Here is a 14,593-nt window from a genome sequence, read left to right on the forward strand (position 1 = left end):
ACAAGCGGCGCCGGACGCTTTAGCTTTCTCCATGTACAGGGTTGTTCATAGACAAAGGAGTCGACAGCGATGAAGATCGCAGTCGTCGGCAGCTACGGCGCCGGCTTGACCATGCGGGTCCCGAAGGCTCCCGGACCGGGCGAGACACTGTCCGGCGGCGAGTACGACGAGGGGCCCGGCGGTAAGGGATCCAACCAGGCGATCGGCGCCGCCCGCCTGGGTGCGGATGTGGCGCTGCTCACGGCTGTGGGCCGAGACGCATTCGGTGACGCGGCCCGCCGACTGTGGGCCGCGGAGGGCGTCGACGACGCCCACGTCCTGACCGGGACGCGTCCGACGATGGTCGGATTCATCCTCGTCGAGCCTTCGGGGGAGAACCGCATCACGATCGCCCCCGGCGCGCTCGACGAACTCGACGGGGTCGCGGTGCGCGGCTTCGCGGAAGAGATCGCCGCGGCCGACGTGCTCGTGGTCTCCATGGAGATTCCCGAGGCGGCGGTGCTCGAGGCGTTGCGCATCGGTCGCGAGCGGGGCACGCGCACACTGCTGAATCCGGCACCCGCCCGTGCGATCCCTGAAGACATCTGGTCGACGATCGACGTCATCACCCCGAACCAGACGGAGGCGCCCGTTCTTCTCGGGCTTGCGCCCGGTCATGGCCTCAGCGACGAAGAGCTCGTCTCGCGGCTGCGAGAGCGCACGGGCGGCGCCGTGATCCTCACGCGCGGGGGGCAGGGCGCGCTGCTCGCCGACGAGCACGGACTTCAGGAGATCGCACCGGTCGACGCCGCGAAGATCATCGACACGACCGGCGCCGGCGATGCCTTCACCGCGGCTCTCGCCGTGGGTCTCGCCGAAGGCGCGTCGCTCGCGGATGCGGCGCGCTTCGCAGCGCACGCCGGAGCCCACGCCGTCACGATCGCGGGCGTCATCCCGGCACTGCCGACACGTGAGCGACTCCCCCAGCTGACCACCGTCCCGATTGGAAGCCCGTCATGACCGCCATCGCTGCACCGACGCAGTCCACCCGGTTCAATCCTCGCAAGCTCCTGCACGCTCGAGAGGCCGGCGTGTTCGCGGCGCTCGTGCTGCTCTTCATCCTCGGCGTCGTCCTGCAGCCGAACTTCGCCCAGAGCGGCAATCTGCTCTCGGTCGGCCAGCAGATCTCGCAGATCGGCATCATGGCGATCGGAGCCACGTTCGTCATCATCAACGGTGAGATCGACCTCTCCGTCGGCTCCATCTACGCGCTCTCCGCGATCACCACGGGAATGGCCATCACGGCGGGCACGCCCTGGCCTCTCGCCATTCTCATCGGCCTCGCCGTCGCCATCGTGGCCGGTCTGCTCAACGGACTCGCCGTCGTGCTGCTGGGCGTGCCCAGCTTCATCGTCACCCTCGGCAGCCTGAGCGTCTTCCGCGGGGTGACCCTGCTCATCTCGGACGGCGCGCCGATCTCGCTCTCGAGCGACCAGGCGGGCGTCGCGGAGTTCACGCTGATCGGTCAGGGCCGACTGTTCGGCGTCGTCCCGATGCAGCTGATCATCTTCGCCGTGATCGCCGCCGCGGGCATCGTCCTGCTCTCACGGTCGCGTCTCGGTTTCAACACCTATGCGGTCGGCGGCAATCAGGAGGCCGCGCGCCTCGTGGGCATCAACGTCAAGCGGGTCAAGCTGACGGCCTTCGTCCTGTCGGGACTCACCGCAGGCGTCTCCGGCGTGCTGGGGTTGTCCTTCCTGTCCTACGTGCAGGGTGTCACCGGGACCGGCCTCGAGCTGACCGTCATCTCGGCCGTCATCATCGGCGGGGCCGCGCTCTTCGGTGGCTCGGGCACCATGTGGGGCACCATCATCGGCGTCGTCTTCATCGGCCTGCTGCAGAACATCCTGAACATCAACGGGATCTCGTCGTTCTGGCAGACCGTCGTCACCGGCCTCGTCATCGTCGCCGCCGTCGCCGCCGACACCTGGCAGCGGCGCCGCAAGACGAAGGCCTGAGCCCGACCTCTCTTTCCCCATCCCCACCCGCGGACACCAACAAAGGAGTATCGATGTCCCTCTCACGTATCGCCCGGCGACTGCTCGCCACTGCGGCCGTGGCCGCGTCGGCGGCGCTGGCCCTCAGCGGTTGCGGCGCCATCACCACCGGAACCGAGTCCTCGTCGTCATCGGGCGGCTTCCAGCTGGCCGAGTACATCCAGAAGCGCATCGACGATGGCGAGCCGTTGCGGATCAAGCTGAGCTACCACGACCCGTCTCTGGCTTTCGCGACCCCCATCTCGGCCGGGATGGAACGGGCAGGCCAAGAGTTCGGCGCGGATGTCCAGCTCATCGGCCCGACCGGAGGCGACGCGGCGAAGCAGGTCTCCGAACTGCAGACCCTCATCCAGCAGCAGTCCGTCGATGCGCTCGCGGTCTCGAGTTCGTCCAGCGACGCACTGAAGCCCGTCATCGCGCAGGCCTACGACGCGGGCATCCCGATCATCTCTTTCAACACGGACAACCCGGGTTCCAAGCAGATGGGCTTCGTCGGACAGGATCTGGCCGCATCCGGCCAGTCCGAGTCCGAAGAACTCCTCTCGGTCCTCGGCGAAGGGGCCACGGGCAAAGTCGTGGTCTTCTCACTCGACACCGGCGCCGGCTGGTCGAACGACCGCTTCAGCGGGTTCGAGAAGGGGCTGGAGGGCTCTGGACTGGAGATCGTCGGGCCGGTGAACGTGGGCAACGAGCCGAATGCGGCCTACAACACGGTCGAGTCGACGATGGCCGGCCAGTCGGACGCGATCGCGATCGCGGGCCTCGACTGCTGCAGCACCACCGCCGCCGCGAAGTGGGTCCAGCAGACGGGCAACACCGGGAAGATCACCATGGTCGGATTCGACCTGCTGCCGCAGACGGCCGACTTCGTGAAGAACGGGGTCGTCTCGTTCACGATCAGCCAGAACCCGCAGGAACAGGGATATCAGGCCGTCAAGGTTCTGTACGACTTCCTCACGAAGGGCACCGAGATCACCGGTGTCGACACGGGCGCGCAGTTCATCACGCTCGAGAACCTCGACGAGGCCACGGTGGAGGGCTGATGAGCACGCTTCCTCCGCTCGCCGTCCGCATCGAGCACCTCAGCCGGAAGTTCGGTCCGGTCGTGGCGCTTCAGGACGTGAGCTTCGACATCACAGAGGGCGAGGTGACGGCCTTGCTCGGCGAGAACGGCGCGGGCAAGTCCACCCTCCTCAAGATCCTCGCGGGGCTGCAGCCGCCGAGCGGGGGAAGCATCACCGTCTTCGGTGAGACCGTCACGACGTTCGAGCCCGCCGACATGCTCACCGCGCACGGGATCGCGATCGTTCCCCAGGAACTGTCCCTGCTTCCCGACCGTTCGGTGGCCGAGAACATCCTCGCGGGCATCGAACCGGGAAACCGTCTCTTCCCCTCCCGGCGACGGATGCTCGCCCGTGCGACGGCGCTGCTGGCGGAACTCGATCTCCGTCTCGATCCGACGACTCCTGTGCGGTCGTTGGATCTCGCCACCCAGCAACTCGTCGTCGTCGCCCGATCGATCGCCCGAGAGTGCCGCGTGCTCATCCTGGACGAGCCGACGGCGATGCTCACACCGGCCGAGTCCGACCGACTGTTCGCGCTGATGCAGACACTCAAGGCGCAGGGCACCACGATGGTCTACGTCTCGCATCGGATGCCGGAGGTCTTCCGACTCGCCGACCGCATCGAGGTGCTCCGCGACGGTCGGCACGTCGCCTCATGGCGCCGGGAAGAGGTGACTCCCGACCAGGCGGTGGCGGCCATGGTCGGGCGCGAGCTCGGTCAGTTCGCATCACGTGCGCAGCAGCGGCCGGCGCTGGCCGCGGGGGCCGCACCGGCACTCTCGGTGCGTTCCCTCACCGGTAAGCGACACACGGGGGTGGACCTCGATGTGAGACCGGGCGAGATCGTCGGCGTCGCGGGACTGCCCGACAGCGGTCGCGTCGAGATGCTGCACCATCTGTTCGGCAGCGACAAGGGCGACGACGGGAGCGTCGAGCTGCTCGGCGAGCCCTACGCGAAGCGGGACCCCATCACCAGCGTGCACCGTCGGTTGGGGTTCGTTCCCGGAGAGCGCAGGGCGCAGGGCCTGCTGACCACGATGAGTGTCGCCGAGAACATCGCGGTGCTCACCGTGAAGGCGCTGAGTCGGGCGGGCCTCGTGCGTCGAGGCGCGCTGGACCGGGGCGCGCGCACGCTGGCGGAGGGTCTTCGCGTCAAGACCGCCACGATGGATCAGCCCATCACGAACCTCTCGGGGGGCAACCAGCAGAAGGCCATGCTCGCGCGGTGGATCGCGATCGATCCCGCTGTGCTCATCCTCGACGAGCCGACTCGTGGCGTCGACGTCGGAGCCAAAGCCGAGATCTACGAGCAGCTGTTCGCCCTCGCCGACCGTGGCGTGGCCATCCTCTGCTCCTCGTCCGATCTGCCGGAGCTGCTCACCATCACGGATCGCATCGTGGTGATGGCCGAGGGGCGCGTCGTGGACGTCGTCGACTCCGCCACGGCGACCGAGGAGTCGATCATGAGCGCCGCCACCGGAGCAGGCGCCGCCGCGTGAACCGCTCCACGCCCACACCCCACAGACAGGAGACATCATGAAGCGACACGGCATCCTCAACGCCGAGCTCAGCGGTGCGCTGGCGACGCTCGGCCACACCGATCTCGTCCTCGTCGTCGACGCCGGCTTCCCGATCCCGCGCGACGCCCACCGCATCGATCTCGCCATCGCCGAGAATCTGCCGGATCTGCGCACCGTCCTCGAGCTCATCTCGCGCGAGATCGTGGTCGAAGGCGTGGTGCGCGCGCAGGACGTGACGACGAACAATCCCCGACTCGACGAGTGGCTGCACGGCACGTTCGCCGACGCGGAGTTCACCACCCGTTCGCACGCCGACATGCTCGGCGAGCTCGCCTCTCAGGCCAAGGTCATCGTGCGCACGGGAGCGTTCGAGCCCTGGGGCAACATCGGTCTCTTCTGCGGAGTCGATGTCCCCCGCTGGTTCGGCGGTGACGGCGTCATCGCCCCGGACTACTACGCATCCAAGCTCTGAGCGCCAGCTCGTCTCGATCCGCCAACAGAAAGAAGAAGAAAGTGTCCGACATCGCGACGTCCCCGTCCACCCGGCTGAAGCCCGCTGAGCTCGCGCCGTACATCCAGCACACCAAGATCGAGCTCGGCACCACGCGCGAGGAGATGATCGCCCACGCGCGAGAGACCGTCGAGTACGGCTTCAACGCAGCGATGGTGCCCGCATCCTGGGTGCCGGTGGTCGCCGCCGAGCTCGCCGGAACGGGCATCGGCATCGCGTCCGCGCTCGACTTCCCCACCGTCGGCGTGATGACCAGCGCCGGAAAGGCCGCCGAGGCGGCCGAGATCGCTCGCCTCGGGGCGACGCAGCTCGACATCGGCGTACAGATCGGCTGGCTCAAGAGCGGCATGTACGACGCCTTCCGAGAGGACATCGCGGGCGTCGTGCGCGCGGCGGGCATCCCCGTCAAAGTGATGCTCGAGCTTCCGCTGCTCACGGACGCGGAGAAGGAGGCCGCGGTCGAACTGGCGCAGGAGGCCGGGGTCGCGTTCCTCAAGAATGCCTCCAGCGGCGCGATCGAGACGGCCAACGCCGCCAGCGTCCGCTATCTCGTCGAGCGGGCCCGCGACGGCGTGCAGGTGAAGGCCTCCGGCTCGATCAAGAGTTATCCGCAGGCGTTGACCCTCCTGGACGCGGGTGCGGTGCTCATGGGCACGAGTGCGGGCATCCAGATCGTGACCGACACCGGTGACGAGTCCACCGTCAGCTACTGATGTCCCGGGGCTGTGGGGGCGGCGTGAGCCGTGCCCACAGCCCCGCACCGGATTCGCAGCGGATGCGGGACGATAGACGAAAGGTCAGGGGGAGCAATGAGCAGCGAGAAGGCGGCAGCCGGGATCGACAGAGACGCTCCAGTGGCGATTCACTCGCAGATCTCCGAGCGCATCCGCAATCGCGTCGCCACCGGCGAATGGCCCGCTCACTACCGACTCAAGAGCGAGCCCGAGCTCGCCGCAGAACTGGGCGTGAGTCGTGGCACACTGCGGCGGGCTCTGACGACGCTGATCGAGGAGGGACTTCTGCGTCAGGTGCGGGGCCGCGGCACCTTCGTGACGTCCACGACCTTCGAGCCCGCCATCGCCCAGCGTCTCAGCACCCTGTCGGAGGACTTCGCCCACCAGGGGGTCGTGTTCGACACCGAGGTACGAAGCGCCGAGGCCATCGAGCCGCCACGGCCGGTCGCGGCCCTGCTGGACGTGCCCGCGGGCGGCCAGGTGCTGCGGCTGTCGCGTCTGCGCTCCACCGACGGGGATCCCGTCACCCTTCTCACGAACTACGTGAGGCTGGATCTCACACCGGGCATCCTCGAGACCGACTTCTCGCGGGAGAGCCTTTTCGGAACCCTCGAGGGCAAGTTCGGGATGAAGATCGGCACCGCGCGTCGCACGTTCAGCGCCGAAGCCGCGACCGAGGAGATCGCCGACGCCCTGCGCTTGAGGGTCGGCGAACCGGTGCAGTACATGCAGCAGGTGACCTACCTCGCCGATGGGCGACCGATCGAGTTCTCGGATGTCTGGATCCACAGCGGACGCCTCCAGGTGACGTCGCTGCTGTCCCGACGCTGAGCGCTCGACGCTCCCGTCAGGATGCGTTCTGGCGGCAGCGAAGCGGTACCTCGAGCTCGACGACGTCTCCGATCAGGGGCGGAAGGCCCTCGGCCATCTCGATCTCGTCGCCGACCAGCGCAGCGATCGCGGCGTGGAGTGCGGCGGGCACGTCCTCGGCGCGGGTCGCCTCGAGTTCGACCTCGCGGCGAGCGACGGCGTCACCGTCGCCGTTGATGAAGCGCAGCGTCGCCCGCCAGGCGGCTCCCGTGGCTGGTGGTGCGCTCAGGCGCGCACGGATGTAGCCGGTTTCCTCCACGATGTCCCCCTGATGTCGTGAGAGTGCTTTGCTCTTCTTTCCTACACCGCCGACGTTTCGCGCAGCAGCGGCGGTACCTGGCAGTGAGCTGGGTGTCCGTGCATGTCGTGGCGGCTCGTCCCCCTCCGCCCGTTCAACCGATCGACGACGGCGCCGAGGCGTCGAGACGATTGCGCACGCCCCACAGGGCGAGCTGAGTGCGATCCTGCGTCCCGGTCTTGCGCATGGCGGACTGGAGGTGCGAGCGCACCGTGTGCACCGAGAGGTGCAGGTGCGCGGCGATGGCGTCGCTGCCCGTGACACCGATCGCCAGAGCCGCGACCACGCGCCTCTCGGCGGGCGAGAGCGACTGAAGCGCATCCGCATCCGCGGCGGCGGGGCGGCGGCGCACGAGCTCCTTGAGGATGGATGCGGTGACGCGCGACGACACGAGCGCCTCGCCGCGCGCGGCGGCGAGGACGGCCGGTACGAGCTGATCTGAGTCGTGGCTCTTCAGGAGGTATCCGACTGCACCGGAGTCCAGCGCTTCCAGGACGAGCTGGTCGACCGCGAAGCTCGTCATCACGATGATCGCCGGCGTCGCCCCGTGCGCTTCACGGCGCAGGATGCGGGTGGCCTCCAACCCGTTCATCGCGGGCATCTGCAGGTCCATCAGCACGACGTCGGCGCGCTCCGATCTCGCGAGGGCGACCGCATCCTCTCCCGTCGCCACTTCGCCGATGACGTGGATCTGAGCGATCTGCTCGAGCTGGAGCCGGAGACCTCGCCGGACTGCGCGGTTGTCGTCCGCGATGAGCACGCGGATGGGCTGCCGATCGGTGTCCACGTCAGACCCCGGCCAACGCGACGGGCAGGCGGGTGTGCACGCGCCAGCCTCCGTCCGGGGTCGGTGACGCCGTGAGAGAGCCGCCGAGCAGCTCGGCGCGGTCGCCCAGCGTCGTGAGTCCCCATCCCAGCCCGATACCCGGGTGGCGCTCGGCGTCGTCCGGGCCGGGAGCGTTCGTGACGGTGACCTCCAGCGCCCGCTCGGACAGCCTCACCGCCACATCGACGCGCGCACCGGGGGCATACTTGGCCGCGTTCGTGAGGGACTCGGCGATGACGCGGTACGCCGTCGTGGAGACGACGGCCGGCAGATCGTCGGGGCTCGCTGTGCTGATGAGCCGCACATCTGCACCGCGCGCCCGCCAGAACTCGACGAGTTCCGTGGTCTGACGGAGGTCCCGGGTGACTTCGACCGGCTCGGAGTCCACCGCTCGCAGATCCTGCAGCGCGCTGGACAGGCTCGCCGCAGCGAACCGTCCCTCGGCGCGGACATCCGCGACCAGCTCGAGCGCATCGGCGGGATGCGCCGGCGCCATCTTCAGCGCAGCATCGGCGAGGGTGATGAGTCCCGCCAGATGTTGCCCGGCCACGTCGTGGAGCTCCTGGGCGATGCGCGCGCGTTCGGCAGCCCTCGCCTGCTCGATGCGCTCCTCGTGTTCGCGTTCGACGGCCTCGGCACCGCGGCGAGTCCGCTCCGCGCGCGAGACCACGACGTGCCACCAGATGCCGAGGGCGGCGGCCGAGAAGGCGAGCAGGGCGAAGCGGGTGATCTCCGCGATGAGAAAGGCGACGATGTGCGCGGGGTTCTCCCCGAGCGTCATCGTCCAGCCCACCCACACGAGCGCGACCGCCGAGGTGACCAGCGCCGCCCATCCGAGAGCGAGAGCCGGCGTCGCACGCGCGGCCACGAGGAAGAGCGCCAGCACGATCACCAGTTGCATGGCGGCGAGCCACGTCGGGGCGTCGGTGACGAACAGCAGCGCCACGTAGACGGCGATCGTCGCCGTGAGAGCCAGGACCGGCCGCCGGGCGCTGAGCGCGAGGCCAGCCGACTGGAGCATGCACCCGAGTGTGAGTGTCGTGATCATGACGGCGGGGCTCAGCGGAAGCGTCCAGGCCATGCCGATGTCGACGAGAGCGGAGAGGGGCGTGACCAGCACCTGCGCCAGCGTCGCAACGCACATGATGGCCGCGAAGATCACACTCGTGCGCCGGCGATCGAGGAGGGCGAACGGTCCGGAGGACGCGACCGACGCGTCGGCGACGGATGGGGGGACTGGTCGCATCCGGTGCCGGCCTTCTCGTCTCGTCGGGATGGGGCTTCTCCGCCGCCGATCCTATGGTGGACCGTCGCCGCGGTGCGGCGTCGGGATCCGACCGCAGGACGAGGGCATTTCATCCATACGGATGATGACGGCCCGCATCCGATCGGGTTGTCTGGAACCGTTGCCGCGGATGCGGCGGTGTCCCTTTGGGGGGAGAGCTCGTCATCACGCCGCGTCGGGCGGTCGTGACGGGATCGCTGACACCGCTGCTCGCGGCCTCGGTGGGCGCCGCTCGGGTGGCGGCGCCCACCACACCTCGCGCGCCGCATCCGATACTGGAGACAGCGACGCGGAGGATGGGCACATGCAGGAGTCAGCGCACACGGCGGAACTCGGATTCGGTCTCGCGGCCGTGGGACGTCCCGCCTACATCACGAGCGATCGCGAACACGATCTCGGAACCCCCGCGGCCCGCTCGGTCGCCGCTCTTCGGAGCCGGGTCCACGCGCTCCTGGACACCGCGTGGGCTCTCGGCATCCGCTACCTGGATGCGGCGCGCTCCTACGGCCTGGCCGAGGAGTTCCTCGGCTCCTGGCTCGCTGCGCACCCCGAGCGCCGCGCGTCGTTGACGATCGGCTCCAAGTGGGGTTATGAGTACGTCGGCGGCTGGGATCCCGCGGCCGGGGTCCATGAGCGCAAGGAGCACACGCTCACGATGCTCGACCGGCAGTGGCCCGAGACGCTCGCCGCCCTCGGCGGCCGACCGGACTTCTATCTCGTCCACTCCGTGACGCCTGACTCCCCCGCCCTCGCCGACGCGGCGCTGCGGGAGCGGATCGGCGAGATCCGGGACGCCGGAGTCCGGGTGGGCATCTCGACGAGCGGGCCACGCCAGGCCGAGGTCATCGACCGGGCGCGAGCGGAGCACGGCGACCTCTTCTCCGTCGTGCAGTCCACGTGGAACGTGTTCGAGCCCTCGGCGGGCCCCGCTCTCGCACGGGCGCACGATGCGGGGTGGACCGTCGTTCTGAAGGAGGTGCTGGCCAACGGCTGGCTGAGCGACTCCCACGCGCCGACGGTGGTGAGGGATGCGGCGCGCACCGCCTCCCTCACCGTCGACGAGTACGCATTCGCGGTGGCTCGTCGTCAGGAGTGGGCCGACATCGTGCTCAGCGGCGCCGCCACCGACGACCAGCTGCGTCGCGGAGCCGAGCGCAGCGCGCCGGCGGGCGCACTGCCGACGCCGTCGTTCGCCGTCGATCCGGACAGCTACTGGCAGCGGCGGTCCGCCCTCGACTGGGCCTGACGGCCCTCGCAGAAGAACCTGAGTGTTGCTTATGCGATGGCACTGATTTGTCCCCCATATGGGGGACAGGGGTACTCTGAGTGCACGAGCCCTTCACCTCCCCCAATCGAAGGGCTCCACGGCCCCCTCCGCTCCCCCCAGCAGGAGGGGGCCTTTCTCATTGGCTCCGTCGACGGTGGTACGAGCGCAGGATCGCATCGCCTCGCGCGGCGTTGCGGCTGACGAGGGCGCCCCGAAGGGCGTCCCCGGCTCGGCGCCCCGTGTCGGAGGTCACGTCGATGAACGCCCAGCCCTGCAGATTCCGCTCGAGGGTGAGTGACGTCTCGCGGATGAATCGGCCGAGCACGATGTTGCCGGTGGCCATCGAGAGCGTCCGGAAGAAAGCGGTCGATGCCTCGGTGTGCCCGGCTGTGCCGACGGGAGTGGCGAGCATGCGGTCGTATGCGGCGACGAGGAGGGCCAGCTGTTCGTCCGAGCACGTCGGCAATGCCGCACGCAGAGCCTCCGCCGTGAAGCCGACGATGAAGGCGCGGGTATCCGCGACGAGGCGTTCGGTGGGCACGGTGACGCGGGTGAACCGGTTCGCTGATATCTCCACGAGTCCGATGCGCTCCAGCCGCTGCAGCGCCTCGCGTACCGGTGTGCGCGAGATGCCGAAGCGTTCGGCCAGCTCCACGTCGCGCAGGGACTGTCCGGGGGCGAGCTTTCCGTCGCGGATGGCGCGACCGAGCAGCTCGAAGACCTCGTCTCCGAGCATCCGGCGACGGCGCGGCGGCCGCGATGTCGGGTGGTCGGCCATGGCGCGACCAGTCTACGGCGCGGCCCGCCGAACGACCGCGGAGTTTTGCCCTGTCGCCGGGGAATCTCTGTGGCGATTCGGCGGCGACACAGTAGAGTGATCGCTGTCGCGCTCCGCGCGACGTATCCGGGGGGATCCGTCGACGCCCGGGCCTATGAGCTCAGCTCGGCCCGGGCGTCGAATGGTTAACGGCCCGCGTCGCCCGTGCAACGATTTCGTCACCATCTGCAACTCTTCCCCACTGGCCACTCCGCGCCGCTACGGTGGGAGGTCACTGGCGCAGAGGGTGCCGGACGCACAAGAAGGCAAGGCATGAGCACGACGGGTACGGTCAAGTGGTTCAACTCCGAGAAGGGTTTCGGGTTCATCGCTCCCGATGAGGGGGGCGCGGACGTCTTCGCTCACTTCAGCGCGATCGACGGCAACGGATACCGCTCGCTCGAGGAGAACCAGCGGGTCGAGTTCGAGGTCGAGCAGGGCCCCAAGGGTCTGCAGGCAGCGAAGATCCGCGCTCTCTGAAGCGCGAATCGACAAGAGGGACGGGATGCCTGGCATCCCGTCCCTCTTGCGTTCGCGTCAGGAGGTTCCGCGGACGAGTTCGAGACCGGCGCCGGCGAACTGACGCAGCGTCGCCGTCGGCAGGAAGGCTCTCGTGAGCCCGAGGCCGATGCGGGTGAGGTCGCTCTCGTCGCGGTAGAGCAGGTACATGGTCTCGTACCGCGGGTGGAACTTCTCCTTGAACCGGTGCAGTGACTGGAAGCCGTAAACGGGCTCCAGTGCCTCGGCGAGCTTGCCGCTCAGCTCGGCGATGAGTCCCGCATCCGGCGGATAGTCGTGGGCGAGCGGCGCTCCCGACAGCGACATGATCTGCGCGCCCTCCTCGGAGAAGGCCTTGGCGGACGAGCCGATGAGGAACTCCATCACCGGGCCGAAGCCGCCCTCGCGCCGACGCATGAGATCCAGCGTCCAGCCGTGGATGCCGCCGCCCGGTGCGTAGACGGGGAGCCACGACAGGAACCCGTCGACATCGCCCGCGGGTGAGATCGCGAGCGCGAGACGTACCTCAGGGTCGGCGGCCTCGGTCAGGGTGCCGAGGGTGAAGCTCATCTCCGGGAGGCCCTTGTCGCCCACCCAGCTCTCGGAGATCGCGCGCAGTTGGGCGCGGATCCCCCACGGTTCGTCGGCGAGCCGCGTGAGTCGGAACGTCATCTCCTCGCGCCCCGCCCGGTTGAAGGACGTGCGGACGGCGTTCCAGGCCTTGCCGGTGAACTCGAGTCCGGGAAGGTCCACGATCGTGTCGTCGGCCACCACCAGGCTGCGCCAGCTCCCCGGCACCGCGTCACGGGTCCGTTCACTCGCGCTGAAGAAACAGGGAACGAGACCGGCGCGCTCGGCCGAGTCGATGAACGCCGATACGGCGGCGCGCGCGTCTGCCTCCGGGCCGATCGGATCGGCCAGCACCAGCGCGACGGAGGCGCGACTCTGGAACGCGACGATGCTCTCCGACACCCGGGCGTAGTGGTTGCCCTCCCAGGTCGTCATCCACGACAGCGTTCCCCCGCCGAAGCGGTGCAGCTGTTCGCGCAGTGCGGTCTGATCCGGCGCGGGCGGCTGCCCGATGCGGGTGCGCCGGCGCGCGCGGAAGGCGCCGCGCACCCAGACGAGGTAGATGAGAACGAGCAGCCAGAGCACGCCGGTCGCGAGCGAGAGCGAGGGATCGCCCGAGAGGACGTCGGCGGCTTCGGTCCAGCTCGTCAGGGCGATCAGGGCGACGAGGAGAGCGAACGACAGAAGATTGAGGCCCGTCAGCACGAGCCCGAGGATCCAGGCCCACCGACGGCCGCGTCGCAGCCCGTTGGCGATGAACGCGATCGCGACCACGTCGATCGCCACATCCCAGACCGAGCCCGAGCCGGGGGTGGTGGATCCGAAGGGGCCGTCCGTCGGGACCACGAAGACGATCATCTCGAGGACGGCGAGCACGATCAGCGCGAGGAAGGCGACGAGCCGCTGCTCCCGCACGGTCGTGCGCTGCGGGCGCAGCGAGCGGTCCACGAAGAGCACCAGGACCACCGCCAGCAGGTGCTCGATATCGTCGAGATTGCCCCAGAACAGCATCGTGACGAAGACGTAGCCCAGAAGCAGCAGCCAGACGCGCATGCGCCACGGCGCGCGAAGGAGGCCCACCGCCGCGGCGATGGCGGCGAACGCGCCGCCGGAGGGCCCGACATCCAGAGCACTCGCCTGCGTGAGCGCCCAGGGCCAGCCGGTCAGCGAGAGCGTCCAGACGAGAAGGGCCGCCGCCAGCACCGCGAACAGCTGGCCGATCGTGAAGTAGGCGAGCGCCACGCGAGTGCCGCGGCGGAACTCGAGGTACGCCATTCCCGCGAAGCTCGCCACCGCGAAGAGGTAGAGGCCAGGGTGGCCGACGATGAAGGTTCCGGTGACCGGTGTCCACCAGCGGCCGGCCTCGAGGGCGGGCCAACCGTAGGCCCACAGCTCCATGCCCGGGTTCCGATGGAAGGGGTGCCAGAGCGCGCCGGTGATGATCCCGGTCACCAGCAGTGCGGCGACCAGGACGAGAGTCGCGGGCATGCGGCGTGCGACCCGCATCGCGGCGCGGGGCCTCGGTCGGCTGGCGGCGTCGTCCGTCGTCATGCGCTCACGATAGCGACGCGAAGGGCTCAGGCGTCGGAGTCGACCAGCAGCAGCGCGTGGAGTTCGTCGGCGTTGTCGACGACGGCCTGGGCGCCCTCGGCCTCGTGCGGCCAGCTGAAGCCCCACCGCACGAAGATCACCGGTACGCCGTTGGCCGTCGCGCCGTCCACGTCATGGTGCCGGTCGCCGATCAGCACCGGGCGCGAAGTGTCGACCCCGGCAGCCTGCATCCGGCGCAGAGCCTCGGCGACGATGTCGGCCTTGGTCGCGAGCGTCTTCTCATCGGGCGTCGCGCCCGTGATGGCCGTCATGTGCTCCGCGAGGTCGAAGTGCAGCATGAGCGCCTGCACCTGGTTCTCGGGCTTCGAGCTGGCCGTGCCCTGGGGAACTCCCGCGGCGGCGAGGTCGTCGACGATCTGCTTGACCCCCGGGTACAGCTTGACGTCGGTCGTGTAGCCGTCGGCCTTGCCGAGCGCACGGTAGAACGTGACCGCATCCGTGGCACCCTCCGGCGTCATCCCGGCGTGGTGCTGGAAGGACTCGTACAGGGGAGGTCCGATCCAGTGCACCAGCTCGGCGCGCGTCGGCGCCGGGAGTCCGAAGTGCTCGAGCGTGATCGTGAGGCGGCGCAGGATCCCATCGGATGCGTCGACGAGCGTGCCATCGACGTCCCAGAGGATGCAGGAGAACGGGGATCCGACGGACATGGCTCCCACGCTATCGTGCGCCGGCGAGGGGTCAGCCCG

15 protein-coding genes are annotated in these 14,593 nt (G+C 69.1%); 9 read left to right on the forward strand and 6 right to left on the reverse strand.

What is annotated here, in order from left to right; genetic code table 11:
* The first annotated feature begins 69 nt into the window (after window positions 1-69).
* The 7 genes from LXM64_RS00190 (at window position 70) to LXM64_RS00220 (ending at window position 6,696) form a co-directional block, all read left to right on the forward strand.
* Window positions 70-999 (forward strand): ribokinase, encoded by a 930-nt coding sequence (locus LXM64_RS00190; RefSeq protein WP_234074110.1) that lies wholly within the window; start codon window positions 70-72, stop codon window positions 997-999.
* Window positions 996-1,997 (forward strand): ABC transporter permease, encoded by a 1,002-nt coding sequence (locus tag LXM64_RS00195; RefSeq protein WP_234074111.1) that lies wholly within the window; start codon window positions 996-998, stop codon window positions 1,995-1,997. Before LXM64_RS00190 ends, LXM64_RS00195 begins: the two co-directional genes overlap by 4 nt.
* Before the next feature lie 53 nt (window positions 1,998-2,050).
* On the forward strand, window positions 2,051-3,079 hold the full coding sequence (locus LXM64_RS00200; protein ID WP_234074112.1) for a substrate-binding domain-containing protein: 1,029 nt from the start codon (window positions 2,051-2,053) through the stop codon (window positions 3,077-3,079).
* On the forward strand, window positions 3,079-4,599 hold the full coding sequence (locus tag LXM64_RS00205) for a sugar ABC transporter ATP-binding protein (RefSeq protein ID WP_234074113.1): 1,521 nt from the start codon (window positions 3,079-3,081) through the stop codon (window positions 4,597-4,599). The genes LXM64_RS00200 and LXM64_RS00205 overlap by 1 nt, the downstream gene beginning before the upstream one ends.
* Window positions 4,600-4,636: 37 nt before the next feature.
* Window positions 4,637-5,092, forward strand: coding sequence for a D-ribose pyranase (rbsD, locus tag LXM64_RS00210; RefSeq protein ID WP_234074114.1), 456 nt, complete (start codon window positions 4,637-4,639; stop codon window positions 5,090-5,092).
* A 41-nt stretch (window positions 5,093-5,133) separates the two neighbouring features.
* Window positions 5,134-5,844 carry a deoxyribose-phosphate aldolase gene (deoC, locus tag LXM64_RS00215; protein WP_234074115.1) on the forward strand — a complete coding sequence of 237 codons (711 nt, stop codon included), beginning with the start codon at window positions 5,134-5,136 and terminating at the stop codon, window positions 5,842-5,844.
* Between the two features lie 141 nt (window positions 5,845-5,985).
* Window positions 5,986-6,696 (forward strand): GntR family transcriptional regulator, encoded by a 711-nt coding sequence (locus tag LXM64_RS00220; RefSeq protein WP_202876816.1) that lies wholly within the window; start codon window positions 5,986-5,988, stop codon window positions 6,694-6,696.
* A 16-nt stretch (window positions 6,697-6,712) separates the two neighbouring features.
* On the opposite strand, the gene LXM64_RS00225 is transcribed toward LXM64_RS00220, so the two are convergent.
* From LXM64_RS00225 to LXM64_RS00235, 3 genes are all read right to left on the reverse strand, one after another.
* Window positions 6,713-6,994: a hypothetical protein gene (locus LXM64_RS00225; RefSeq protein WP_234074116.1), complete on the reverse strand. Its 282-nt coding sequence runs from the start codon at window positions 6,992-6,994 to the stop codon at window positions 6,713-6,715.
* A 133-nt stretch (window positions 6,995-7,127) separates the two neighbouring features.
* Window positions 7,128-7,820, reverse strand: a complete 693-nt coding sequence (locus LXM64_RS00230; protein ID WP_234074117.1) for a response regulator transcription factor — start codon at window positions 7,818-7,820, stop codon at window positions 7,128-7,130.
* A gap of 1 nt (window position 7,821) precedes the next feature.
* Window positions 7,822-9,105, reverse strand: coding sequence for a sensor histidine kinase (locus tag LXM64_RS00235; protein ID WP_234074118.1), 1,284 nt, complete (start codon window positions 9,103-9,105; stop codon window positions 7,822-7,824).
* A gap of 343 nt (window positions 9,106-9,448) precedes the next feature.
* Between LXM64_RS00235 and LXM64_RS00240 the strand changes: the two genes are divergently transcribed.
* Complete coding sequence (locus LXM64_RS00240; RefSeq protein ID WP_234074119.1) at window positions 9,449-10,390, forward strand: aldo/keto reductase; 942 nt, start codon at window positions 9,449-9,451, stop codon at window positions 10,388-10,390.
* Between the two features lie 157 nt (window positions 10,391-10,547).
* Here LXM64_RS00240 and LXM64_RS00245 read toward each other — a convergent pair whose 3' ends face one another.
* Window positions 10,548-11,189: a GntR family transcriptional regulator gene (locus LXM64_RS00245; protein WP_234074120.1), complete on the reverse strand. Its 642-nt coding sequence runs from the start codon at window positions 11,187-11,189 to the stop codon at window positions 10,548-10,550.
* Window positions 11,190-11,501: 312 nt separating this feature from the next.
* On the opposite strand from LXM64_RS00245, the gene LXM64_RS00250 reads away from it, so the two are divergent.
* Entirely contained in the window at window positions 11,502-11,708 is a 207-nt protein-coding gene (locus LXM64_RS00250; RefSeq protein ID WP_137418469.1) for a cold-shock protein, read from the forward strand.
* Window positions 11,709-11,765: 57 nt separating this feature from the next.
* Here LXM64_RS00250 and LXM64_RS00255 read toward each other — a convergent pair whose 3' ends face one another.
* Both LXM64_RS00255 and LXM64_RS00260 read right to left on the reverse strand, forming a co-directional pair.
* Window positions 11,766-13,847, reverse strand: coding sequence for a bifunctional lysylphosphatidylglycerol flippase/synthetase MprF (locus tag LXM64_RS00255; RefSeq protein ID WP_234074121.1), 2,082 nt, complete (start codon window positions 13,845-13,847; stop codon window positions 11,766-11,768).
* A 26-nt stretch (window positions 13,848-13,873) separates the two neighbouring features.
* Window positions 13,874-14,554, reverse strand: a complete 681-nt coding sequence (locus LXM64_RS00260; protein WP_234074122.1) for an HAD hydrolase-like protein — start codon at window positions 14,552-14,554, stop codon at window positions 13,874-13,876.
* Window positions 14,555-14,593 lie beyond the last annotated feature (39 nt).

Source organism: Microbacterium binotii (assembly GCF_021398715.1).
Lineage (GTDB): Bacteria > Actinomycetota > Actinomycetes > Actinomycetales > Microbacteriaceae > Microbacterium > Microbacterium binotii_A.

What these genes read in the sequence shown, in the direction of transcription:
- LXM64_RS00190 (WP_234074110.1), top strand. Translation starts at nt 70, where the DNA reads ATGAAGATCGCAGTCGTCGGCAGCTACGGCGCCGGCTTGACCATGCGG.
- LXM64_RS00195 (WP_234074111.1), top strand. Translation starts at nt 996, where the DNA reads ATGACCGCCATCGCTGCACCGACGCAGTCCACCCGGTTCAATCCTCGC.
- LXM64_RS00200 (WP_234074112.1), top strand. Translation starts at nt 2,051, where the DNA reads ATGTCCCTCTCACGTATCGCCCGGCGACTGCTCGCCACTGCGGCCGTG.
- LXM64_RS00205 (WP_234074113.1), top strand. Translation starts at nt 3,079, where the DNA reads ATGAGCACGCTTCCTCCGCTCGCCGTCCGCATCGAGCACCTCAGCCGG.
- rbsD (WP_234074114.1), top strand. Translation starts at nt 4,637, where the DNA reads ATGAAGCGACACGGCATCCTCAACGCCGAGCTCAGCGGTGCGCTGGCG.
- LXM64_RS00235 (WP_234074118.1), bottom strand. Translation starts at nt 9,105, where the DNA reads ATGCGACCAGTCCCCCCATCCGTCGCCGACGCGTCGGTCGCGTCCTCC.
- LXM64_RS00240 (WP_234074119.1), top strand. Translation starts at nt 9,449, where the DNA reads ATGCAGGAGTCAGCGCACACGGCGGAACTCGGATTCGGTCTCGCGGCC.
- LXM64_RS00245 (WP_234074120.1), bottom strand. Translation starts at nt 11,189, where the DNA reads ATGGCCGACCACCCGACATCGCGGCCGCCGCGCCGTCGCCGGATGCTC.
- LXM64_RS00250 (WP_137418469.1), top strand. Translation starts at nt 11,502, where the DNA reads ATGAGCACGACGGGTACGGTCAAGTGGTTCAACTCCGAGAAGGGTTTC.
- LXM64_RS00255 (WP_234074121.1), bottom strand. Translation starts at nt 13,847, where the DNA reads ATGACGACGGACGACGCCGCCAGCCGACCGAGGCCCCGCGCCGCGATG.
- LXM64_RS00260 (WP_234074122.1), bottom strand. Translation starts at nt 14,554, where the DNA reads ATGTCCGTCGGATCCCCGTTCTCCTGCATCCTCTGGGACGTCGATGGC.